We start from the raw sequence: 20,958 nt of genomic DNA on the forward strand, positions 1-20,958 counted from the left end.
GGCGTGACAGTTTGTGCTCGGATTGTCACGGGTTGTTTGCGGGTGCGTGCAGATGTCCGGACAAGGGTGGCGGGTGGTGCACGCGACGGCAGATCGTCGAGGGGAGGAAGAGATCGGGTCTGGCGGTCGACCACGGGAGGGTCCGGCGAGTGCTCGAGACATATCGCGGCATCCCGCATCTACTGGATACCTGGCTCGTGCTGACCGGCATGGCACTGCCGGTCGCACTCTCGTCGCTGCGGCGGCCGGGGGCGTTGCCCCCGCGCCTCGCAGCCTTCGGGATGCCGGCGGCGTTCGCGCTGGTGCTGGCGGCGACGCTCAGTCCGACGCCGCACCGGTTCAGCACGGTGGTCGGTCAGTGCGGTACCCATCTCGCCACGACCGGTGGACTGACCTCGGTCCAGGGTCTGCTCAATGTCCTGTTGTTCGTCCCGGCCGCCGGGGCGCTGGCGCTGGCGAGCGGTCGGCCGGGTGACGGGATCGCCGCTGGGATCGGGCTGTCGGCCTCGGTCGAGGCGGTCCAGGCGTTGATCCCGCAGCTCGGGCGCTCCTGCCAGCTGCACGATCTGATCGCGAACACGGCCGGTGCGTTCTGCGGGGTCGGGCTCGTCGCTGGAGTACAGTCCATCGTTCGACGCCGTCAGCTGGTCACCAGCACGTACGTCGTCGAGCACGCGGCCATGGTCGTCGTACGGCCTCGACCGCCGGCGCGACACCGGCGCCGGGACCACATCACGCTCCGGCCGGTACCGGTCCAGGTGGTCGCCAAACCGGCGAACGGACTCCGGCCGGTGGTGAGGACGCGCTGAGCGATCGCTGTTCGAGCAGAGAGTTATCCGGAAGGTTATCCACAAGTTGTGGGTAACCCGGGGGATGACGACTCAGCTACGTAAAGTTATCCACAGGCTAGGGCCGTACATCGAGCCCCAGAGCGGTCGCCACGACCATCGCCTGGGTTAAGTCGATCCGCGCGTCCCGCAGGCCGACGGTGAGTGGGTCGAGGGTCGACAGGTCCGAACCGCGCAGATCGGCCTTGGCGAAATCGGCTCGCTGGAGCGATGCACCGGAGAGGTCGACGTCCCGCAGTACGGCCTTCTCGGCCCGGATGCCGGTCAGGTCGGCCTCGCGGAGCTTCACTCCGTTGAACTCCGCGCCGCGCAGATCCGCGCCGGGGAGACCGGTGAACGACCAGTCGCCGCCGGAGACCTTGAGCAGGTTGTAGGTGCAGTCGTCGAAGAAGCTGCCGACCAGCTTGCACCCGGTGAAGGTGGTGTCGAACAGCGAGCACCGGACGAAGGTGCAGTTCACGAAGGCGGCGTCGGTGTGCGTCGACGCGTTGAACCGGACCCCGCGGAACGTGCACTCCTCGAACACCCCGCCGCGGTTGTCCACCTCGGTCAGATCGGTGTCGATGTACAACACCCGCCGATATGTCTCACCGGACGGCTCGGGATCCTCCCACTCACGCACCGTCGACTCCGTAGGTACCGCGCTGTGTCCACCCTGTCGGCTCGCCATCGCCCCACCATGTCACCCGCATCCGACAGGCAGTTGTAATCCTTACGAGTCAGGTTGTGATGGTGCCTTCAGCGGACCGACAACTACGGGCCGCACGATGGAGGAGTGAGCGGATCAGAGCGGGTGATGGTGTTCGGCGCGAGTGGATTCCTCGGCGGCCGGATCTGTGCGCTGCTCGCCGATCGGGGCGTCGAGTACCGCGGACTGAGCCGGAATCGGGGTGAGCCACACCTGCGCTGCGACCTGGCGGCGATGCATTCGTACGCGCTGGAGACCCAGATCGGCCTCTACAAACCAACAGTGGTGATCAATGCGGTCGGCGCGACCTCCGGTGACCCGGCCGACCTGGTCGCCGCGAATGTCACCGCGGTCGAGGCGCTGCTGGGCGCGACCCGCGACAGCGCCGGGCATGCGCGGTTCGTCCAGCTCGGTGCATCGGCCGAGTACGGCGGTGGTCCGCATGGCGCGAGTCAGTCCGAGGGGTCCGCGCTGCGGCCGGCCGGTCCGTATGGGCTGACCAAGTTGGCCGGCTCCGAGCTCGCCGTCCGCGCCCAGCGCAACGGCGCCGATGCCGTCGTACTGCGGATCTTCGACGTACTCGGGCCAGGGGCGCCGGTGACGACGGTGACCGGCCGAGTGATCGCGGATCTCCGGGAGCAGCAGCAGATCCATGTCGGATCGCTGGATGTCTGGCGCGACTTCGTGGATGTCCGGGATGTCGCCGAGGCGGTGGTCGCGGTCGCCTTGACCGACGCCAAGCTGCCCGCGGTGCTGAATGTCGGCAGCGGCCGGGCGACGCTGGCCCGTGACGTGGCCGGTCAGTTGTTCGAGCTGAGCGGTCAGCCGGCCCGGATCGTCGACGACCCGACGCAGGACGGCGCACTGGGTGATCCCTGGCAGCAGGCCGATATCGGACTGATCGGTGAGCGGATCGGATGGTCGCCCAAGATCGCCCTCGAGCAGTCACTCGCCGACAGCTGGGCCGCTCCGCGGGCAGACTGACCACGTGGAGATTCGCTCGAGCTGTCAGCCCGCACCGGATCGCCAACCGCCCGCAGTGAACGAAGACCTCGTTCTGACCGGCCCTGACTTCGCAGTGGTGTTCGACGGCGCCACTCCATTCCCGGGCATCGACTCCGGCTGCCGACACACGGTGGCCTGGCTGGTCGGTCGATTAGCCAGGTACGTCGCCCCGCCCCTGCTGACCGCGTCCACGGCGCCACTGGCCGACGTACTGGCGGAGTCGATCGCTGCGGTCGGCGCGGAGCACACGCACACCTGCGACCTCACCAACCGGGACAGTCCGTCGTCCACAGTCGCCATGGTGCGAGTCCGCCCGGACTGCGTCGAGCATCTGGTGCTGGCTGACTCACCAGTCGTCTACCGCGCACCTGAACACGCCGTGACTGTCCACAGTGACGATCGGCTCGAGCAGTTACCCGAGCGAACAGTGGAGAGCGTCCGCCGGCTCCGAAACGCCCCGGACGGCTTCTGGGTGGCGAGCACTGACCCGTCGGCGGCCTACGAGGCAGTCACCGGTGCGACGGATCGCGGCGAGGTCGCGGCGATCGGCGTACTGAGTGATGGCGCCTCCCGGTACGCCGAGCACTACGGCCGGAGCTGGGACGACCTGATGACCGTGCTCACGACCGAGGGACCCGCAGCGCTCATCCGGCGAGTCCGCGCGTACGACGAGGCCGCGGAAACGATCCGGTGGAAGCGGTACGACGATGCGACCGCCGTCGTGCTCTACGACAGCGGCCGGTACGACGGGAATCCCGGCGGCCGGTAGTCCTGAACCGGCGGCATCGGCGGCGGGGTGGCGCGCTGCTGCTGCCACTGGTTGACCTGGTACATGAGCAGCGTCATGGACACAGTCGCGACAATCAGCAGCAGTGCGGCGACCGAGAAGCCGATGTCGACCCAGAGAGCGATCTTGACCATGACGTCCTGGAAGCCGTAGAACTCGTCGGTCCGGTCGCGGTTGTCGGCGGACTCGACCACCTGGACGAAGAAGGCGAACGTGCCGATGGTCGCGGTGAGCAGTCCGGCGAGGATGATCACCCAGTAGCCGACCCAGGCCGCCCACCAGCTGTAGAGCAGTGCGCGGATCTGCTGGCTGTTGGATGCCCCCGGCTGCTCGAGCGGTTCGCTGGCTCGCACGATGTCCTGGACGAGCTGGAGCGGGTACCAGAACTGGACGCCCGGGCAGAACCACGCTCCGATCACCCAGCCCGCACTCCGCCGGTGCAGACCCTGGCCGGGTGGCAGGGGGTTGGCCGGCGGGCGTGGTGCCAGTGCGGAGTTCAGGAAGTCGCTGTTCTCGCGGGCGTACCAGAGCCAGAGCAGGTAAGCGATGGCCGTCCCGAGCAGCAGGTAGGCGAGGATGTTGACCAGCCAGCTGCTGCCGGCGATGGTGCGCGTCGCGCTCTCGAACTCCTCCTCGGTGAGGTTCAGGAAGATGAAGTTCTTGACCTCGTCGTACGAGCGCCACATCAGTACCGACTGCAGCACGGTGATCAGCGCGGTCAGCACCATCAGCGCGATGGCGACCAGCGCGAACGTGCGCAGCTGCCGGTAGCGCGGCGGCAGCACCTGGTACGGCCCGTGCCGCGGCACCGGATAGTACGGCTGAGTCATCGTCATCCTCCCCGGCAGCAACGGTATCCCGGGAAAGGATCGATCAGACGGCCGCAAACGCCTCCCGGACCGCAGGCAGCGCCAGCTCCCGGTCGGTGGCGGACAGTCCGATCCGGGTCCGCCGGTCTAGTACGTCGTTCTCGTCGAGCGCACCCTCGTGCCGCACCGCGAACAGCAGTTCCGCGTACGTCGTCCTGAGCCCCGGCGCGACCGGGTCGAGCGCTGCGCCGGGTGCGGAGATCACCTGGGGCGCCTCGACGCCGTACCGCTGGACGAACCGCGCCGGAGCGGCCACCGATGCCAGCCGGACCCGGTCGGCCGCACCGACCAGTGGAATCCGGTGCGTCACGCAGGGGCGGCGGGTGCTGAGTGTGGACTGCGCGAGCGCGGTGTCGAGTGCGTCCTGCGCCATCCGGCGGTAGGTGGTCAGCTTGCCACCGACGATGGTCACCAACCCGTCCGGTCCGGTGATCACGGCATGCCGGCGCGAGATGTCAGCGGTCTTGTTGCCGTGCCCGGTGTCGAGCAGTGGACGCAGTCCGGCGTACGTGCCGAGCAGGTCGGCGCGGGTGAGCGGCGTCTGCACCGCACGGTTGATGGTGTCGAGGAGGAAGTCGATCTCACCGTCGGTCGCCCGCGGTACGTCGCTCACCGGACCAGGCGCGTCCTCATCGGTCAGCCCGACGTACACGCGATCATCCGGCGCGGGAATCGCCATCACCACCCGGCGCAGCTCCCCCGGCACCGGCACGGTCAGCACCGCGGACAGTCCGCCGAAGGCAGCCTGCGGAAGAACCAGATGCGTACCGCGACTGGGCCTGAGCTTGATGCCGTCGGTGATCTGGCCGGCCCAGATGCCAGCTGCGTTGATCACCACCGTCGCGTCCACGTTGATCCGGTTGCCGGTCAGCTGGTCGACCAGTACGGCGCCTTGCCCGGTCACCTCGGTTGCGGCAACTCGGGTCAGCACGCGAGCGCCGTACTGCGCGGCCGTCCGGGCGATGGCGACCACCAGGCGAGCGTCGTCGTACAGCTGGCCGTCCCAGGTGACGAAGCCGCCGCGCAGTCCCTCCGGCCGCAGTGTCGGCGCGTAGCGCATGACCTCGGCCGAGCTGACGCGACGCGAGCGCGGCAGGTAGTCGTCGCTGGTCCGCGCGAACGTGCGCAGGATGTCGCCACCGAGGAACGCGCCGCGCAACAGCGCCGCCTGCGAAGTCTTTGCCTGCGGCAACCAAGGCGCGAGCTGTGGAACCGGATGGACGAGATGCGGCGCGGTCGTCTTCATCAGGATCCCGCGCTCGACCGCACTCTCGTACGCGATGCCCACATGGCCGGAGGCCAGATAGCGCAGGCCGCCGTGCACGAGCTTCGAGCTCCATCGGCTGGTCCCGAAGGCGAGGTCGTGCTTCTCCACCAGGGCAACGGTCAGACCGCGAGCAGCCGCGTCCAGCGCGACGCCGGCACCGGTCACGCCACCGCCGACGACCAGTACGTCGACCTTGCCGGTTGTCGCCAGCCAGTCGAGCTCACGGATCCGGCGAGCCGCATTCAGGCTCGCGTTGCCGATCGAGGCGATCATGGCGTCAGGTACTTGGTGAGCATGTCGCGGAGCTGCTCGTCGAGCTTCGGGTACTCCTCCTTCGACGCCATCACCGGACCGGACACGGCCGACGCGAGCGCGACCAGGATGATCTGACGAGCCAGCCAGACCGGGTCACTGCCCTGGATCGAACCGTCCGCCTGCCCGGCCTTGATGCCCTCTTCGACCAGCGCCAGGTGCGCGACCGTGCTGCTGCCACGGCGCTCGAGCAGGTATGGCGTGAGGAACTCGGGGTCCAGTTCGATGATCTTGCGCATCAGTGGGTGCGTGCGGGTGTGCGCGACGACCTCCACCACGCCCTCGACCAGGCGGGTGCGACCGTCGGCGGCATCCGGCTGGAAGGCCGACATCAGCGCGGTCGTCCACTCGCGGGTCATCAAGGCGGCGACCACGGCCTGCACATTCGGCCAGCGGCGATAGAGGGTGGCGCGGGAGACCTCCGCGTGCCGGGCAATATCGGCCATCGTCATCCGGCGCATCCCGATCGCGAGCAGCAGTTCGTACGCCGCGTCCAGGATCCGCTCCTCGCCGATCGCGTTCGCGGGCGTGGGACGGCTACTGGTCTCGGACCCTGATTCGCTGCTACGCTGAGACATCACGCGTCATAGTGTATCAGCGACTTTGACGCCGAGGAACCGTCGTGGGCAGGTGGGATCAGGGGTTTCATCTGCTCACGACGCTACCCCGCCGAACCACTCATGGGGAGCCTGCAATGACCGAATCAGACTTGCCGGTGGTGCAACTCACGCCAGGGCGCTGGGGTGATCCGGAGGTCTCGGTCGAGGTGCCGGCTCCGGCGCTCGCCGCGCTGCACCACCTCGGCGTACGGCGACCTGAGTCCGGGCCGGTGGATCCGGCGGACCGCCCGGGGCTGACGCCTCAGCAGGTGGCTGTCCTGACCGAGGTTGTCGGCGCAGAGCACGTCGCGACCGACCTGACCGCGCGCTGGGCGCACACCCGTGGGTACTCGACACCTGACCTGCTGCGGCATCGCGCCGGTGACACTTCAGACATGCCGGACGCAGTCATCTTCCCGGCTGACCATGACCAGGTCCTGGCGTTGCTGGCCGCTTGCGCCGAGCACGACCTCGCTGTCGTGCCCTACTCGGGCGGTACGTCGGTGGTCGGCGGGCTCGCGGCGTCCCGGCGGTTCGTGACCGTGGACCTGCGCCGGCTGGATCAACTGCTCGAGGTCGACGACATCTCGCGGACAGCGACGCTGCAGGCCGGCGTGCGTGGTCCGGCGGCCGAGGCGCTGCTCGCGAAGCACGGCTACACGCTCGGGCACTTCCCGCAGTCCTACGAAGGCGCGAGCATCGGTGGGTACGCCGCCGCTCGGTCGAGCGGGCAGTCGTCCGCGGGCTACGGCCGGTTCGACCAGATGGTGGTCGGGCTGACGCTGGCGACTCCGCGCGGCACGGTCGAGCTCGGCCGGGCGCCGATGTCGGCAGCCGGTCCGGATCTTCGCCAACTGGTGCTCGGATCCGAAGGAGCCTTCGGCATCATCACCTCGGTCGTCGTGCGGATCCGCCCGCGGCCGCAGGAGCGGCACTTCGAGGGCTGGCGATTCGACACCTTCGAGGCCGGACTGACCGCCGTACGGCGACTGGCGCAGGACGGGCCGTTGCCGACCGTGCTCCGGTTGTCGGACGAGGCCGAGACCGCGGTCAACCATCCGGATGGACCAGGCGGCGTACTGGCGATTGTCGGTTTCGACGGGCCGTACAAGCCGGCGACTGCTGACGTGCTGACCGCAGCAGGTGGTCAGAACCTTGGTGCGGAATCAGGCGAGGCCTGGCGGGTCGGGCGGTACAAGGCGCCGTACCTGCGGGATCCGTTGCTTGATGAAGGCGCACTGGTCGAAACACTCGAGACTGCTGGGTTCTGGTCGCGCATCCCCGCACTGAAGGCCGCTGTGACCGAGGCACTGGTCAAGTCGCTCAGTGCGCAAGGCACTCCGCCGCTGGTGCTCTGTCATGTGTCGCATGTGTACGAGACCGGTGCATCGCTCTACTTCACCGTCATCTGCGCGCAGACTCCTGAGCCGATCGACCAGTGGCGGCAGGCGAAACTCGCTGCGAACGCTGCGATCGCTGAAGCGGGCGGCACGATCAGCCACCACCATGGCGTCGGCACGGATCACCGCGAGGCGTATGCGGCCGAGATCGGCCCGTTGGCGGTCGAGCTGTTGCAGGCGGTCAAGGGCGTGCTGGATCCGGCGGGCGTCCTGAATCCGGGGATCCTCTTGACCTCAAGTTAACTTGAAGTTGGACAGTTGCGGGCATGACTCCTGAACCCGCCAACCGTCCTGTCGCTCTCATCACCGGTGCCTCGGCCGGCCTCGGACTCGCGCTGGCCCACGGGCTGGCCGATCGGGGCTGGGCGCTGGTGATCGACGCCCGCGGTGCCGACGCACTCAAGGACGCCGCCGACGCGCTGGCCGATCGCACCGACGTCGTACCGCTGGCCGGTGACGTGACCGATCCACAGCACCGCGCCGATCTGGCCGACGTCATCGGCGAGCTCGGCCGCCTCGACCTGCTGATCAACAACGCGAGCTACCTCGGGCCCAGTCCGCTGCAGGCGTTGGGCTCTGCGGACCTCGACGAGCTCCGTCGCGTCTACGAGGTCGATGTGATCGCACCTGTCGCTCTGACCCAGGCTCTGCTTCCCGCGCTCACTGCGGCGAGCGGTGTGGTCGTCAACATCAGTTCCGATGCCGCAGTCGAGCCCTACGAAACCTGGGGCGGCTATGGCTCGGCCAAGGCAGCACTCGACCACGCGTCCCGAGTACTCGGGGCAGAGCACCCGTCGCTGGCCGTGTACGCCGTTGACCCGGGTGACCTCCGTACGGCGATGCACCAGGCCGCATTCCCCGGTGAGGACATCTCGGACCGGCCAGAGCCCGCGACCGTCGTACCGGCGTTTCTGGCGTTGCTGGACCAGCGGCCGACGAGTGGTCGCTACCGGGCCGCGGAGTTCGCGCCGGCGGTGACACCGTGACGGTCCATCCACACACGAGATTCGTCCTGCCTGATTCACTCAACGCCAGCGAGCCACCAGAGGCCAGAGGGCTGTCGCGGGATCAGGTGAAGCTGCTGGTCGCGGAGGGGTCGACCGTCACGCACACCCGCTTCGATCGGATCGGTGATCACCTGCGACCCGGCGATCTGTTGCTGGTGAACACTTCCGCGACGCTGCCGGCCGCAGTGGACGGCAACTGGATCACAGGTGCCGGAGTCGCCCCGGTGGTCGTGCACTTCTCCACCGCGCTCGACGACGGCAACTGGGTGGTCGAGCTACGCAACGGGGGTACCCCGATGTTCGGCGGTTCGGCCGGTGACCAGGTGGAGCTGCCACGCGGCATCCTCACGCTGCTGGCTCCGCATCAGTCCGAGTCCAACCGCCTGTGGCGAGCCAAGCCGCCGGTGACGGACATGGTCGGTTACCTGCATCGGCATGGCCGCCCGATCACCTATAGCTACGTGAACAAGCGGTGGCCGATCGCGTCGTACCAGACTGTCTTCGCCCGCGACCCGGGCAGCGCCGAGATGCCCAGTGCGGCACGACCGTTCAGTTTCGAGCTGGTGAGCCGGCTGGCGGCTCAGGGCGTGTTGATCGCGCCGATCACGCTGCACTGTGGCGTCTCCTCGCTGGAGAGCCACGAACCGCCGTTGCCCGAGCGGTACGACGTACCCGAGCACACCGCACGATTGGTGAACTGGGTGAAGGGCAACGGCGGTCGCATCGTGGCAGTGGGAACCACTGCGGTCCGGGCGATCGAGTCAGCGGTCGCGGCCGACGGTTCAGTCGTCGCCGCGCATGGCTGGACCGACCTCGTCCTCGGACCCGACCACCCCGCGGTCGTCGTCGACGGCCTCATCACCGGGATGCACGCTCCCGAGGCCTCGCACCTTCTCCTCCTGGAGGCTGTTGCGGGAGGTGGCACCGTGCAGCAGGCCTACGACGCGGCTCTGCATGAGCGATACCTCTGGCACGAATTCGGGGACAGCTGCCTGATCCTCCGCTGATGATTCACCGGGCTCGTTGCCCGGCCTGGCGCGCTTGTCCACAGCACGTGGGCTCATCGAACAGTCCTAACCGCCTGGGTCCCCCGTCGGGACGTGCCTCCATTGGACGCACTCTCGGCGGAACGTGTCACGCTCTTTGACACAACCGAGCGCAAATTGTGGCCTAGCCCGTTTGTCGGTGCGGCTGGGGCAGTGCAGAGGCTCGGCTCAGTTCTCCAGCGGTGTCAGGGCGCGTGCCCCGTCTAGAGCAAGGTGAGTTGAGGAGAGCCGTTCGAGGGGAGATGGAGGAGATAAGCGTCAAGTTCCTGGCGACTCTTGATCGGTATGGCTCCTCGCGCTTGGAGCATCCGATTACCTGCCGGAGCTCCGAACAGTTCGAGAGTGAGGACGGGCTGGCCTCGGTCCAGAGCATGCATTCCGGCGGCGAGTGTCCCACCGGTTTCGCCTGCTTCGACGACGACCAGACCTTGGCTGAGTCCGGCGATGATGGCGTTCCGTCCCATGGCACCACCTGCGCTCCACGGCTTGCGTGGTGAAAATTGCGAGATCACAACTGTCCGTGCTGGATCCCACAGGGACTCAAGATCTCCACGCTTGATCCTGAAATTCAAGATGCCTTCAGGGAGGACTATCACTGTGGTGCCGCCGGCCGCCAGCGCGCCGACATGGCAGGTCATGTCGACACCGCGAGCATAGCCAGACACAACGGTGAAGTCGTGGATCGCGATCGACTCGCTGCAGGCGCGCGCAGCTCTGAGGCTCTCATCTGTAGCGTTGCGCGACCCACAAACCCCAAAGCCGCGATGCTCCAGCAGGTCCTGTTGGCCCTTCACGAACAAGGCGGGTGCAGCGACTCCGGCGTTGGCAAGCGTTGAGGGGTAACCAGCCTCGCCGAGGAGCAGCGCATCAACTCCAGCCGTCTGGAGGTCTTCCACCGACCGAAGCACCTCATCGAGTTGGGCTCCGGTCAGACCTGCATGGATAGATTCAAAGGCATCGAGGCCCTGACGCCGAATCAGGCGCACGGCGTTCGTCTGGCCGCCACCAAAGCGAGTGACAGCGCTGGCGTACTCCAGTCGTTGTTGCGCATCAAGCATCGGTGCTGTCACCTCCTGGTCTACGCAGGGGTAGAGAGACTCTTATGATCGAACACATGTTCGATCAAGTCAATCGATGTCATCTCGTAGTCACGGCGTGTCAGTGCCGGACCTCTCAGTGCTTGCGAGCGACGATATAAGACCCGGTTCAGTGACTGTAGGTCGCCCATGAGTGCCATTCCACCGCAACGCCTAATGAGCAATCGAGGCGGTGGTTGCGTCGAAGAGGTTCAGATCGTTTCGGCGCCACCCAACGAGCATGTGTTGCGGGTGCGTGCACCCGTAGGAGTGGCCGATCAGATCCTGCTGCTCGATCCGAGCTATGCAGGCACGATCCTGCAGACTGGCCGGCTTGTGCTTCGTGGCAAGGGACTATCGGTGGGGACTCCGATCAATGAGCTGCTCGGGACGCTCCAGGGAGTGCTGACGGTGCCTGCGGCCGGCGGTGTCGACTACGCGCTGGCCCTGGATTGGACGAAGCAGCCAGTGGATGGACAGGCTCCGCACTCGTGGCCGAATACGCGGATCGGAGATCTCGTTCACAGAGGCAAGTACTGGTACAAAGGCTCGGAATCGAGCAGTCAACTGCGCCAGGTTGGCCGCGCCTTGACGGATGAACTTGTGACACTGATCAACCAACATCCTCTGCTCAGGCACGCGAATGTCGTTGCTGCACCGCCTGGGCATGATGCCAAGGTCTTGAGTTTCGGTGCCCGCCTGGCGGCGTCGGTTGCAAGTCGGCGGGAAGTTCACTTCGAGGCAGTCCGAAGCCTGTCTGCGTTCCGAACGCAGGCCAAGGAGCTGGAGTTGGCCGACCGAGCCGGCGTCATCCACGGGCAGTTCGCTTGTGACGGCGATCTGCGAGGTGCGGACGTCGTCATCGTCGATGACCTGTACAGCAGCGGTACCACGGTGGGCGAGACGGCGCGCGTACTCAGGCTGGCAGGTGCGCGCCGCGTGGCCGTGTTGTGCGCAGTCAGAACGCTGAAGTCACGCTAGAACCGCCAGTCGCCGGAGCTGGGATCCGGCAGGCCAGGAACGCTGACCTGGTCCAACAGCTGTGCGACATCGGCGGCTACCGACTTCACGAGCGTGATCTCCTCATCAAGACCACGTGCGGTCAGGACATCGAGCCGCTCGGCCAATTGAGTGATCGAGTTGTCATGCCAACGGGTGCCGAGCTCATCAAAGCGCGCCGATGCGGAACCCAAGGTTGCAGCCCAGTCCTCGACCAGAATCTGGTCTCCGAGAAACGACTCCAGTACGTCCCGAACCTGCAGTGTGGGACCGAACAGTGCTGTGGCCTCTTGCATGATGACCTCGCTAAAATCAATCTGACTACACAGGCACTCTATATCACCTAAATACAAAGCTCGGATCAACGCGCTGAACAGAGGTGGTGTAAGCGGTGGCGGACCAACAGGGCATTCTGCTGGATGCGAACTCGGTTGCGTGCACGACTCCCACCAAGCCCGCGGCGATGGCATGGCCGTTTCCGGTGGATCGACGCCTCGATCAGCTCGTCGAACTTGCCAACGCGGCCGGTGCGAACACACGGCGGCACGAACTTGCCGCGGCTCTGATTGCTGCGACCCAGCCGAATGGTGACGCGTTGCTCGAGTTGGTTGTGGCTTGGCGGAGGATGCGTGTGCGCCAGGTCGTTCTTGGCATCGACCATGCTGCCCAGGTCGTGGATCTACCCCGCTATCCACCTGGCCGGAGGCGCCGCTCGAGTTGACTGTCCCACATTGGTTCGTGTTCGGTTGGTGCGCATCGCCAGGCCATCACATCTGGAGGTGTGCGCGACCGTCGATTCGGTCGGGGTCGAGCGCGTCCTCGGTGATGAAGTCCTGCGGGAAGCCGATCGCGAAGCCGGTGGCGGCCTCGAGCCGTCGTACGGCGTCGTCCGGCAGCGCGAGCTCGAGCGCGCCGAGGTTGTCGGTGAGCTGGTCGGGTGAGCTTGCGCCGACGAGCGGGTGGACAGCGCGCGAATGGGTCCGGGTCCAAGCGAGGGCGACCTGGGCGGGGGTGGCGGCGAGTTCAGCAGCGGTCTCATGGACAGCGGTGACCACGGCGTCGCCGGCCGCGGGCTCGGTGAGGCGGCCGTGGGCGAGTGGGGCCCAGGCGGCGACCGTCATGCCGAAGGCCTCCGCCATCGGCAGCAGTTCGCGCTCGATGTCGCGCTGCAGCAGGCTGTACGGCACCTGCAGACCGGCGAACGGCGACCAGTCCCGCCACTCGGCCAACGTGTTGCCGCGGGCCACGAGCCAGGCCGGCGCGTCCGAGATCCCGGCGTACAGGATCTTGCCGGCGCGGACGGCGTCGTCGAGGGCGCGCATCGTCTCCTCGATCGGGGTGTGCCGCTCCCAGTAGTGCACCCAGTAGATGTCGAGGTAGTCGGTGCCGAGCCGGCGCAGGCTGGACTCGAGCGCGAGCCGGAGATTCTTCCGATGGTTGCCGGTGGCATTGACGTCGTGTGGGTCGCGCGGCAGCGAGTACTTCGAGGCCAGCACGAACTGGTCCCGGCGTCCCGCGAGGACCTCGCCGACGATGTCCTCGCTCGCTCCGTACGCGTCGGCGGTGTCGATCACGTTGCCACCGGATTCGGCGTACAGGTCGATGATCGGGCGGGCCTGTTCGGCCGAGCCGAAACGCATGGCGCCGAGGAACAGTTCGGAGACGCGGAGTCCGGTGCGACCGAACAAGCGGTAGCGCATCAGCCGGCGTAGCCGTGGAGGAAGGCGTGGACGCCGGTGCGGACGGTGTCGGCGAGGTCGGGCGTGGGGCCTCCGCGGTAGGACGGGTTGGATCCGGAGATGAGTTGTGAGAAGTGCAGGGCCGCAACCATCGGGTCGTCGATTGTGAGCAGGCCGTCGGCGGCGAAGGCTGCGAAGCGGTCGGCGATCGCGCGCCGGACCGCGAGCGGACCGGCCTCTTGCCAGGCGTCGATGGCGTCCTGCGGGATGTGGCCGGCCTCGGCGTTGACCTGCCGGACCAGGGCCGAGTGCTCGGCGAAGTCGGGGATCGGCGTTCGCCAGGCGATGCCGAACGCGACCAGGTCGGACTCGAGGTCGGTGATCTCGGTCAGGTGAGTCTCGACGATGGCCAGTTGTGCGGCGGCGACACTGGTCGCGCTCGCTTGGATCACCGCCTGGAACAGGCCGGCCTTGTCCCCGAAGTGGTTGTACAGGGTGCGCGTCGAGACGCCGGCTGCGGCCGCGATCACGTCGATACTCGCCCGCGCATAGCCGTCCCGCGCGAACACACTCAACGCCCCGGTCAGCACATCCTGCCGCTTGCTGCTACGAACCACGGAATCCCTCTGGTCTAGGTACAACGCTCGTTGTATTTTAGCGGGTATGGCATTCACTGAGGAAGAGCTGAACTACCTGAAGACCCAGCCGCTCGCCCGGCTGGCCACCGTCGGAGCGGACGGGCAGCCGGACGTGGTGCCGGTGGGGTTCGAGTACGACGGGACGTACTTCTACATCGGCGGTGCGATGGAGCCGGGGCGGACGCGCAAGGTGCGCAATGTCGCGGCGGGGCAGCAGCAGGTGGCGTTCGTGATTGACGACCTGGTCTCGGTCGACCCGTGGTCGCCGCGGTTCCTGCGGGTGTACGGGACGGCCGAGGTGGTGACGCGCGCGGGGCGGTTCGGTGCGGGGCCGTACTTGCGGATCACGCCGACGACGAGTTGGAGTTGGCACCTTGACGGGCAGGCGCTCGACCACGACGACCTGTTCGGGCCGCGGCGGACGGAGCACGCTGTGAGTTAGAGGCGGGCTTTGCTGCGGCGGCGTTTGGTGTCCTGGAGGAAGAGCCAGGCGACTGCGGCGCCGGTGACGAAGCCGCCGAGGTGGCCTTCCCAGGAGATGTTCGGGATCAGGAAGGACAGGACGGCGGTGATGGCGACGTAGCCGAGGATCCAGGTGACGTCGAGGTTGCGGGCCCGGCTGACCACGAGCAGGGCGCCGACCAGGCCGAGTACGGCGCCGGACGCGCCGAGGGTCGCCGAACCGGGGGCGCTGATGAGCCAGACCGCGATACCGCCGCCGAGGGCGGACAGCAGGTACAGGATCGTGAAGCGCAGCCGGCCGAGCATCTGCTCCAGCGGCGGTCCGATCTGCCAGAGCATGAACAGGTTCGAGAAGATGTGGAAGATCTGCACGTGGGTGAACGCCGACGTGAGCAGCCGCCACGGCTCGGACTCGACCAGGATCGGGAACAGCACCAGATCGTTGAGGACCTGCGGGCTGCCGACGCGAACCGCGATGAATACGAGCACGTTGAGCGCGAGCACGGTCATCGTGATGACTTGGGGATTACCGCGCTGGATGCCGCCGAGCGACGTACGGGTCCTCGGGATCGACTTCACGCCCTCGTTGAAGCAGCTCGGGCACTGGAAGCCGACGGCCGCGCTGTTCATGCAGTCCGGGCAGATCGGGCGGTCACAGCGCTGGCAGCGGACACCGGCGGGCCGGTCCGGGTGCCGGTAGCAGACGGAAGCGGTCGTCACGGCGGGTCCTCCGGGGGAAGCCGACGGGACCGGTCCCTCGACCGGTCCCGCGGGGGTGGATCAGGCGTTCTTGCGCTCGATGACCACGTGGTTGATGACGACCGGGTCGATCGGCCGGTCGGCGGCGGCGGTCGGAACCACCGCGATCTCGTCGATCACCTTGCGCGACGCGTCGTCGGCGACCTCGCCGAAGATCGTGTGCTTGCGGTTCAGGTGCGGGGTCGGGGTCACGGTCACGAAGAACTGCGAGCCGTTGGTGCCCTTGCCGAACTGGATCCCGGCGTTCGCCATCGCGAGCAGGTAGGGACGGTCGAACTGGAGCTCCGGGTGGATCTCGTCGTCGAACGAGTAGCCCGGGGTTCCGGTGCCGGTGCCGAGCGGGCAGCCGCCCTGGATCATGAAGCCCTGGATGACGCGGTGGAAGCCCAGGCCGTCGTAGAACTTCTCGTGGCTCGGCTGCCCGGTCTGGGCGTCCGTCCACTCCTTGGTGCCCTCGGCCAGGCCGACGAAGTTCTCCACGGTCTTCGGTGCGTGGTTGGGGAACAACCGGATGACGACGTCACCCATCGTCGTCTGCAGGGTCGCGTACAGCTCTTCGGCCACGGGAGTCACTCCTCGGTAGTTACATCTGACGCCATCGATCCTGTCACGTCCGGGCAAGAATCCGTGGGACCGGGGGTTTGACAGGTGGGTACGCGTACGATGCAGATGAGACCGGATTTGTCCAGAGCGGTATCAGTTGCGTCCATGGAGGGAACTGTGGGTTTGAGGAAGTCCAAGGGCCGGATCGACATCGCGAAGGACCGCGTCCGGCCGTTCGCCGAAACGGCATCGGAGAAGCTCGGCCCGGCCGTGGGCACCGCACGGGAGAAGGTGTCGCCGTACGCCGAGAAGGCTGTCGAGCGTGGCGCGCACCTGGCCCACGTCGCGGTCGAGAAGGCCGGACCGCGGATCGACGATGCCCTGGCCAAGGTCGGACCGGCCACCGAGCACGCCGCCGAGAAGGCGCGCGAGCGGTTCAACGACGACGTGCTGCCGAAGGTTTCGGCCGCGCTGGCGTCACTGGCGGCCGCCGCCGAGCCGGTGGTCGAGGAGACCTCGCGTCGTGGCAAGGCCACCAAGGCCGCGCTGCGCGGTGAGATCGACGTACCGAAGAAGAGCCACAAGCTCCGTACGGCGGTGCTGCTGCTCGGCCTCGGTGCCCTCGCTGCCGCGGCTGTGAAGAAGCTGCTGACCCCGCCGGAGCCGGCCTGGCAGTCGACGCCGACCAGCGGCCGTGACTACAGCTCTGCCGCGGCTCCGCGTTCCCAGAGCTCGGAGACTCAGAGCGCAAACGGGCACACGGCGGCAGCGAAGACCGAGACCCCGAAGCCGGAGGCTCCCAAGGCGGAGACCCCCAAGGCCGACGAGACCAAGGTCGAGGACGCCAAGCCTGAGGTGAAGGCGTCGTCCAACGGCACCGCGAAGAAGACCACCACCACCAGGAAGTCGACGGACACCAAGCCCTCGGATTCCTGAACCGAAGTACCGCAACGGCGAAGGCCGCGATCCCCGGTGGGGGTCGCGGCCTTCGTGGTTGATGCCTGCAGTCAGATCGGCTGCGGCTCGGCGTCGGGCTCCCCGTGCGTCGCGGCCATCGTGTAGCGGCCGGCCGACAGGAGCTGGGTGGCATAGCGGTGGGTGATACACGGATAGGTGCCGCCGCAGTGGGTGCAGAGCGCGTGGTTGCGATGCATCCAGGGGACGATGCCGAAGCGTTTGGTGCGGGTGAGTGGCTCGCGGTCCGGCGCGTGCATCTGGAGGGCGGTGCGCGCGGCGTCCTGGATTTCGGGAGCTGACCACTCCTCGGCGCTCTTGTTCATGAGCTCGCCGAGATCGGGGTGCGGGTGGGGGGTGGAGCGAGTCTTCGTCATGTGGGCGTCTTCCGAGGCAGGTGGGAGGACGGCCGGTCGAGCACTGGCTGAATCGTTTGATTCTTCGGTGATCGATCGATCGCTGATAGCAACGGTAGTCCTGCCAAGTCCAACGAGGCGCGCCGCGCGGGGCTATGTCGGTGTCAGATCTTCGTCAGGTTTCGCTGCGTGCTCGGTCAGGACCACAGGGTCTCGAAACTGACCCGCGCCTCGAGCTCCAGCAGATGCCGTTTGGTCGGGATGCCGCCACCGAAGCCGACCATCTTCCCGCCGGCCCCGACGACCCGGTGACAGGGCACCACGATCGGCAGTGGATTGCGGTTGCACGCCGTCCCGACCGCGCGGGAGGCGCCCACGTCGTTCGACACGATCTTCGCGACATCGCCGTAGGTCTGCATCTCGCCGTACGGGATCGTGGACAGGTGCTGCCAGACCGCCCGCTCGAAGGACGTCCCGCTGGTGACGGACAAGGGTAGGTCGAAATCCTGCAGGTCGCCGGCGAAGTACGCCGTGAGTTGCTCGGCGGCGCGGCTCAGCAGCGGGTCGGACTGCTCGGGATGGTCCAGCCGCTGGAAGCTGACGCGGCACAGACCAGTGGTGTCCACGGCGAGCGAGAGCTCACCGATCGGTGAATCGATGACGGACCAGCGCATGTGTCCTATCTTCTCGGGCGGCACCGACACTTTGGGCGACTCCTGTCCTACATTTGGTCCATGCCGAGCCCCCGGCCGCAGCAACCGCCGCTGGATCGATGGTTCAGTTCTGAGCGGGCGATGGGGTTGGCTTCGTCGGTGCTGATCGGGGTGGTGACGATCACCACCTGGGCGACCACGTGGTCGGACTGGTACTCGTACCGGACGGTCGAGCGGTACGGCGATGATCCGGATCGGCTCGCCGAGGCGGACCTGTTCTCGGGGTCGCTGGGGATCATCTCGGCGCTCGCGCTGTTCGCGGCGGCCGCGGTGTTCATCGTCTGGCTGTGGCGGGTGCGCTGGAACGCGGAGATGTTCTGCCGGGGTGAGCACCGGTTCACCCGCGGGTGGGTGATGGGGAGCTGGATCTGCCCGGTGGTCAACCTCTGGTACCCCAAGCAGGTTGTCGACGACATCGTCGCGGCCAGCGATCCGCGGACGCCGCCGCAGACCGAGTCGCTGCGCGACCTGCCCGGTACCCGGCTGGTCTGGGCCTGGTGGCTGACCTGGGTGGTCGGTCTGGTCTCCGGCAACATCGTGCAGCGCGGCGTCCTCGGTGGCGCGAACACGGTCGGGGATCTGCGGACCAACGTGATCCTGTCGACGATCTCCGCGCTGGCCACGTCGGCGGCCGCCGTACTGGCTGTTCAGTTGATCGCCCGGATCGACGACCTGCAGGCGAACCGGCCCTGGGTGCCCTGGTGGGCGGTCGATCAGTACCAACCGCCTGCGCGGTAAACGAAACCGTTACACACTGTCGGATCTGTCGTTACAAGTGGTGATGGCCGTACGAAAAGAACACGTTAAGTCGATACCCTCCGTGCTGGGACCGGCTCCCTTGGCGTACCTACTTCGTGGTATCAATGTGGCTCGGTCATGCGGGGGCAGGTTCTGGCCGAACCGACTAACAGACGGAGTTCCGGCAACGCGAGGGACGCACGACGTGAGCCACCCGCAACCTGCAGTGCTGTCTGCTGTACAGCACACCGACGAAGAGTGGCAGTCGCACGCAACTGAGGAGTTCCAGCAGGTAGGTACGGTCGGCAAGATCGCGATCGGACTGCTGGGCGCGTCGACTGTCACCCACCTGCTGTCCACCTGGTCCGACTGGAACACGTATTCCGTGGTCCATCGCTACCTCGGTGGGATGCCGAACGTCGACGACGCGGATCTCAATCGTGCCGACGCGATCGCGAAGGTCACCGCGATCCCGAACGTGATCATCTCCGTCGCCGCGGCCGTGGTCTTCGTGATCTGGCTGTGGCGCGCGCGGGTCAACTCCGAGGTGTTCTGCCAGGCCGACCACCGCCGCAGCCACGGCTGGGTGCTGGCCAGCTGGTTCGTCCCCGGCCCCAACCTCTGGTACCCGAAGCAGATCGTCGACGACGTCTGGCTCGCCAGCGACCCGAAGACCCCGGTCTATACCGATGACCTCCGCCGGTTCCGGACGCCGACCCTCACCTCCATGTGGTGGGTCGCCTGGATCGGCGCTCTCACGTTCGACGTGGTCGTTCGCCGGTTCCTGATGTGGATGGAAGCGACCGTCGGCTCGCTGCGCGGCATCGCCTTCGCCGGTACGGCGTCGCTCGTGCTGACCGGAGTGTCCGCCGTCGCCGCCACCCTGGTGATCCGCAAGATCACCGCGATGCAGACCGAGCGCGAGTGGACCCCGTGGTGGGACCAGCGCGAGCCGAAGCTGACCGCGGTCCCGACGTACGCGAACGACGACACCGACGAGCAGCCCGCCATCGCCGAGCCGATCGCGAGCTCGGCGCAGGTCGGCCTCGCGTCATCGCCCACCCGCCGCCTCGAGCGCCAGCCGGAGCTGCAGTTGGCCGGCGGCGGCGCCGCACCGGCCGCGGGCAGCCCGTTCGCCGGTGGGAGCCCGTTCGGGGCGGAGGAGCCTGCGGAGGAGGCGCCCAAGTGGAGCCCGTTCGCGCCGGTGGCCGAGAACTGGCAGAGCGAGCAGTCGGTCGACGCCGGTCCCTCCACCGAGCAGTTCGACGCGGTGTCGACCTGGCAGGACGAGAGCAGCAGCACCAACGAGCAGACGGCGTACCAGCCGCTCAAGCCGTCCTGGAGTGAGTACCTGGGCTCATCGGCCGAGGAGGACCCGCTGGCCGCGGCCAAGAGCCGGTGGATGAGCGACGAGCCGTCCCGGACCAGCGTCCAGCCCGACCCGTACGCGTACCAGCCCGAGCAGGCTGACCCGGAGCCGTCGTGGGCCAGCAGCTACTCCGAGCCTTACACGTCGTACGAGAGCACTTCGGACTATCTGACTTCGACGGCATCCCCGTCGTACGAGCCCGCACCCGAGCCTGAGCCCGCGCCCGTTGCGCGCGCTGGTCGCAGGGCCGCTCGGGTCGCGGTGGACAGCCCGTCGGTGATCCAGGAGACGCACAGCGTCTACCCGCCGTCGCACGAGCCCGCCTCGACCGGGTACTACGAGCCCGCGCCGGTGCAGGCACCGCAGGACGACTTCCTGACGCCGTCGAAGCCGCTCCCGTCGGTCCCCGAGTACGGTCCGGAGCCGTCGTACGGCTCGGAGACCCCCTCGTACGGTTCGGACTACAGCAGCTCGTCGTACGAGCCCTCCAGCTACCAGTCCTACGAGACGCCGGCGACGGACTACACGTCGTCGTACACCTCGGAGTACACGAGCACCAGCAGCTACGACTCGACGCAGTACGGGTACAACTCGGACTACACGAGCAGCGCCTACGAGCCGTCGACCCCGTCGTACGACACGTACAGCCCGACCTCGTACAGCGGCTCGGAGTACACGAGCACCACCGAGTCGACGCCGTCGTACGACAACTACAGCTACGGCAACGAGTCGTCGTACGGGCAGCAGCCGGCCGAGGAGTACCCGTCGTACACGCCGGAGGAGCCGAGCCAGCCCGAGCAGCCGACCGGCCCGCGGACCCACCCGCGTCGTCGCTGGACCTGAT

The 20,958-nt window shown here is 67.4% G+C and carries 24 protein-coding genes; 12 read left to right on the forward strand and 12 right to left on the reverse strand.

Going from position 1 to position 20,958, the window contains the following annotated elements; translation table 11 throughout:
• Positions 1-149 precede the first annotated feature (149 nt).
• Complete coding sequence (locus tag ABD231_RS32660; RefSeq protein ID WP_344160698.1) at positions 150-809, forward strand: VanZ family protein; 660 nt, start codon at positions 150-152, stop codon at positions 807-809.
• A 97-nt stretch (positions 810-906) separates the two neighbouring features.
• On the opposite strand, the gene ABD231_RS32665 is transcribed toward ABD231_RS32660, so the two are convergent.
• Positions 907-1,470 (reverse strand): pentapeptide repeat-containing protein, encoded by a 564-nt coding sequence (locus tag ABD231_RS32665; RefSeq protein WP_344160701.1) that lies wholly within the window; start codon positions 1,468-1,470, stop codon positions 907-909.
• Between the two features lie 153 nt (positions 1,471-1,623).
• On the opposite strand from ABD231_RS32665, the gene ABD231_RS32670 reads away from it, so the two are divergent.
• Both ABD231_RS32670 and ABD231_RS32675 read left to right on the forward strand, forming a co-directional pair.
• Positions 1,624-2,520: an NAD-dependent epimerase/dehydratase family protein gene (locus ABD231_RS32670; protein ID WP_344160704.1), complete on the forward strand. Its 897-nt coding sequence runs from the start codon at positions 1,624-1,626 to the stop codon at positions 2,518-2,520.
• Between the two features lie 4 nt (positions 2,521-2,524).
• Positions 2,525-3,310, forward strand: a complete 786-nt coding sequence (locus ABD231_RS32675) for a protein phosphatase 2C domain-containing protein (protein ID WP_344160707.1) — start codon at positions 2,525-2,527, stop codon at positions 3,308-3,310.
• On the opposite strand, the gene ABD231_RS32680 is transcribed toward ABD231_RS32675, so the two are convergent.
• Genes ABD231_RS32680 through ABD231_RS32690 form a run of 3 tightly spaced genes read right to left on the reverse strand, consistent with a single transcriptional unit; the run spans position 3,268 to position 6,354 of the window.
• On the reverse strand, positions 3,268-4,158 hold the full coding sequence (locus ABD231_RS32680; protein WP_344160710.1) for a DUF4328 domain-containing protein: 891 nt from the start codon (positions 4,156-4,158) through the stop codon (positions 3,268-3,270). The genes ABD231_RS32675 and ABD231_RS32680 overlap by 43 nt on opposite strands.
• Positions 4,159-4,201: 43 nt before the next feature.
• Positions 4,202-5,737 (reverse strand): glycerol-3-phosphate dehydrogenase/oxidase, encoded by a 1,536-nt coding sequence (locus ABD231_RS32685; RefSeq protein ID WP_344160713.1) that lies wholly within the window; start codon positions 5,735-5,737, stop codon positions 4,202-4,204.
• A complete protein-coding gene (locus tag ABD231_RS32690) occupies positions 5,734-6,354 on the reverse strand; it encodes a TetR/AcrR family transcriptional regulator (RefSeq protein WP_344161691.1) in 621 nt (206 codons plus the stop codon). Before ABD231_RS32690 ends, ABD231_RS32685 begins: the two co-directional genes overlap by 4 nt.
• A 116-nt stretch (positions 6,355-6,470) precedes the next feature.
• Between ABD231_RS32690 and ABD231_RS32695 the strand changes: the two genes are divergently transcribed.
• Genes ABD231_RS32695 through ABD231_RS32705 form a run of 3 tightly spaced genes read left to right on the forward strand, consistent with a single transcriptional unit; the run spans position 6,471 to position 9,789 of the window.
• Positions 6,471-8,018 carry an FAD-binding oxidoreductase gene (locus ABD231_RS32695; RefSeq protein ID WP_344160716.1) on the forward strand — a complete coding sequence of 516 codons (1,548 nt, stop codon included), beginning with the start codon at positions 6,471-6,473 and terminating at the stop codon, positions 8,016-8,018.
• Positions 8,019-8,041: 23 nt separating this feature from the next.
• A complete protein-coding gene (locus ABD231_RS32700; RefSeq protein WP_344160719.1) occupies positions 8,042-8,761 on the forward strand; it encodes an SDR family NAD(P)-dependent oxidoreductase in 720 nt (239 codons plus the stop codon).
• Positions 8,758-9,789 carry an S-adenosylmethionine:tRNA ribosyltransferase-isomerase gene (locus tag ABD231_RS32705; RefSeq protein WP_344160726.1) on the forward strand — a complete coding sequence of 344 codons (1,032 nt, stop codon included), beginning with the start codon at positions 8,758-8,760 and terminating at the stop codon, positions 9,787-9,789. The genes ABD231_RS32700 and ABD231_RS32705 overlap by 4 nt, the downstream gene beginning before the upstream one ends.
• Positions 9,790-10,031: 242 nt before the next feature.
• Here ABD231_RS32705 and ABD231_RS32710 read toward each other — a convergent pair whose 3' ends face one another.
• Positions 10,032-10,886, reverse strand: a complete 855-nt coding sequence (locus tag ABD231_RS32710) for a DNA-processing protein DprA (protein ID WP_344160729.1) — start codon at positions 10,884-10,886, stop codon at positions 10,032-10,034.
• Positions 10,887-11,054: 168 nt separating this feature from the next.
• Between ABD231_RS32710 and ABD231_RS32715 the strand changes: the two genes are divergently transcribed.
• Complete coding sequence (locus ABD231_RS32715) at positions 11,055-11,885, forward strand: ComF family protein (RefSeq protein ID WP_344160732.1); 831 nt, start codon at positions 11,055-11,057, stop codon at positions 11,883-11,885.
• On the opposite strand, the gene ABD231_RS32720 is transcribed toward ABD231_RS32715, so the two are convergent.
• Positions 11,882-12,199 (reverse strand): hypothetical protein, encoded by a 318-nt coding sequence (locus ABD231_RS32720; protein ID WP_344160736.1) that lies wholly within the window; start codon positions 12,197-12,199, stop codon positions 11,882-11,884. The genes ABD231_RS32715 and ABD231_RS32720 overlap by 4 nt on opposite strands.
• 95 nt (positions 12,200-12,294) lie before the next feature.
• On the opposite strand from ABD231_RS32720, the gene ABD231_RS32725 reads away from it, so the two are divergent.
• Positions 12,295-12,624 carry a hypothetical protein gene (locus ABD231_RS32725; protein ID WP_344160739.1) on the forward strand — a complete coding sequence of 110 codons (330 nt, stop codon included), beginning with the start codon at positions 12,295-12,297 and terminating at the stop codon, positions 12,622-12,624.
• 46 nt (positions 12,625-12,670) lie between these two features.
• On the opposite strand, the gene ABD231_RS32730 is transcribed toward ABD231_RS32725, so the two are convergent.
• Both ABD231_RS32730 and ABD231_RS32735 read right to left on the reverse strand, forming a co-directional pair.
• On the reverse strand, positions 12,671-13,603 hold the full coding sequence (locus ABD231_RS32730; RefSeq protein WP_344160742.1) for an aldo/keto reductase: 933 nt from the start codon (positions 13,601-13,603) through the stop codon (positions 12,671-12,673).
• Positions 13,603-14,199 carry a TetR/AcrR family transcriptional regulator gene (locus tag ABD231_RS32735; RefSeq protein WP_344160745.1) on the reverse strand — a complete coding sequence of 199 codons (597 nt, stop codon included), beginning with the start codon at positions 14,197-14,199 and terminating at the stop codon, positions 13,603-13,605. Before ABD231_RS32735 ends, ABD231_RS32730 begins: the two co-directional genes overlap by 1 nt.
• A gap of 46 nt (positions 14,200-14,245) precedes the next feature.
• On the opposite strand from ABD231_RS32735, the gene ABD231_RS32740 reads away from it, so the two are divergent.
• Positions 14,246-14,662 carry a PPOX class F420-dependent oxidoreductase gene (locus ABD231_RS32740; protein WP_344160747.1) on the forward strand — a complete coding sequence of 139 codons (417 nt, stop codon included), beginning with the start codon at positions 14,246-14,248 and terminating at the stop codon, positions 14,660-14,662.
• Here the strand turns inward: ABD231_RS32740 and ABD231_RS32745 are convergent.
• Complete coding sequence (locus ABD231_RS32745; RefSeq protein ID WP_344160750.1) at positions 14,659-15,402, reverse strand: rhomboid family intramembrane serine protease; 744 nt, start codon at positions 15,400-15,402, stop codon at positions 14,659-14,661. The two genes, ABD231_RS32740 and ABD231_RS32745, sit on opposite strands and share 4 nt — an antisense overlap.
• A 60-nt stretch (positions 15,403-15,462) precedes the next feature.
• Complete coding sequence (locus ABD231_RS32750; RefSeq protein WP_380151765.1) at positions 15,463-16,005, reverse strand: peptidylprolyl isomerase; 543 nt, start codon at positions 16,003-16,005, stop codon at positions 15,463-15,465.
• A 156-nt stretch (positions 16,006-16,161) separates the two neighbouring features.
• Between ABD231_RS32750 and ABD231_RS32755 the strand changes: the two genes are divergently transcribed.
• Positions 16,162-16,920: a DUF5324 family protein gene (locus ABD231_RS32755; RefSeq protein WP_344160753.1), complete on the forward strand. Its 759-nt coding sequence runs from the start codon at positions 16,162-16,164 to the stop codon at positions 16,918-16,920.
• Between the two features lie 71 nt (positions 16,921-16,991).
• Here the strand turns inward: ABD231_RS32755 and ABD231_RS32760 are convergent, their stop codons facing one another.
• Both ABD231_RS32760 and ABD231_RS32765 read right to left on the reverse strand, forming a co-directional pair.
• The gene (locus tag ABD231_RS32760; protein WP_344160756.1) at positions 16,992-17,315 is read right to left on the reverse strand and encodes a hypothetical protein; all 324 of its coding nucleotides are present in this window, start codon (positions 17,313-17,315) and stop codon (positions 16,992-16,994) included.
• 176 nt (positions 17,316-17,491) lie between these two features.
• Positions 17,492-17,968, reverse strand: a complete 477-nt coding sequence (locus tag ABD231_RS32765; protein WP_344160759.1) for a methylated-DNA--[protein]-cysteine S-methyltransferase — start codon at positions 17,966-17,968, stop codon at positions 17,492-17,494.
• A 60-nt stretch (positions 17,969-18,028) separates the two neighbouring features.
• Here ABD231_RS32765 and ABD231_RS32770 point away from each other — a divergent pair, with 60 nt between their 5' ends.
• Both ABD231_RS32770 and ABD231_RS32775 read left to right on the forward strand, forming a co-directional pair.
• Entirely contained in the window at positions 18,029-18,745 is a 717-nt protein-coding gene (locus ABD231_RS32770; RefSeq protein ID WP_344160762.1) for a DUF4328 domain-containing protein, read from the forward strand.
• 205 nt (positions 18,746-18,950) lie between these two features.
• Entirely contained in the window at positions 18,951-20,957 is a 2,007-nt protein-coding gene (locus ABD231_RS32775) for a DUF4328 domain-containing protein (RefSeq protein WP_344160765.1), read from the forward strand.
• Position 20,958: the final 1 nt, after the last annotated feature.

Source organism: Kribbella yunnanensis (genome assembly GCF_039529655.1).
In the GTDB taxonomy this organism is placed as follows: domain Bacteria; phylum Actinomycetota; class Actinomycetes; order Propionibacteriales; family Kribbellaceae; genus Kribbella; species Kribbella yunnanensis.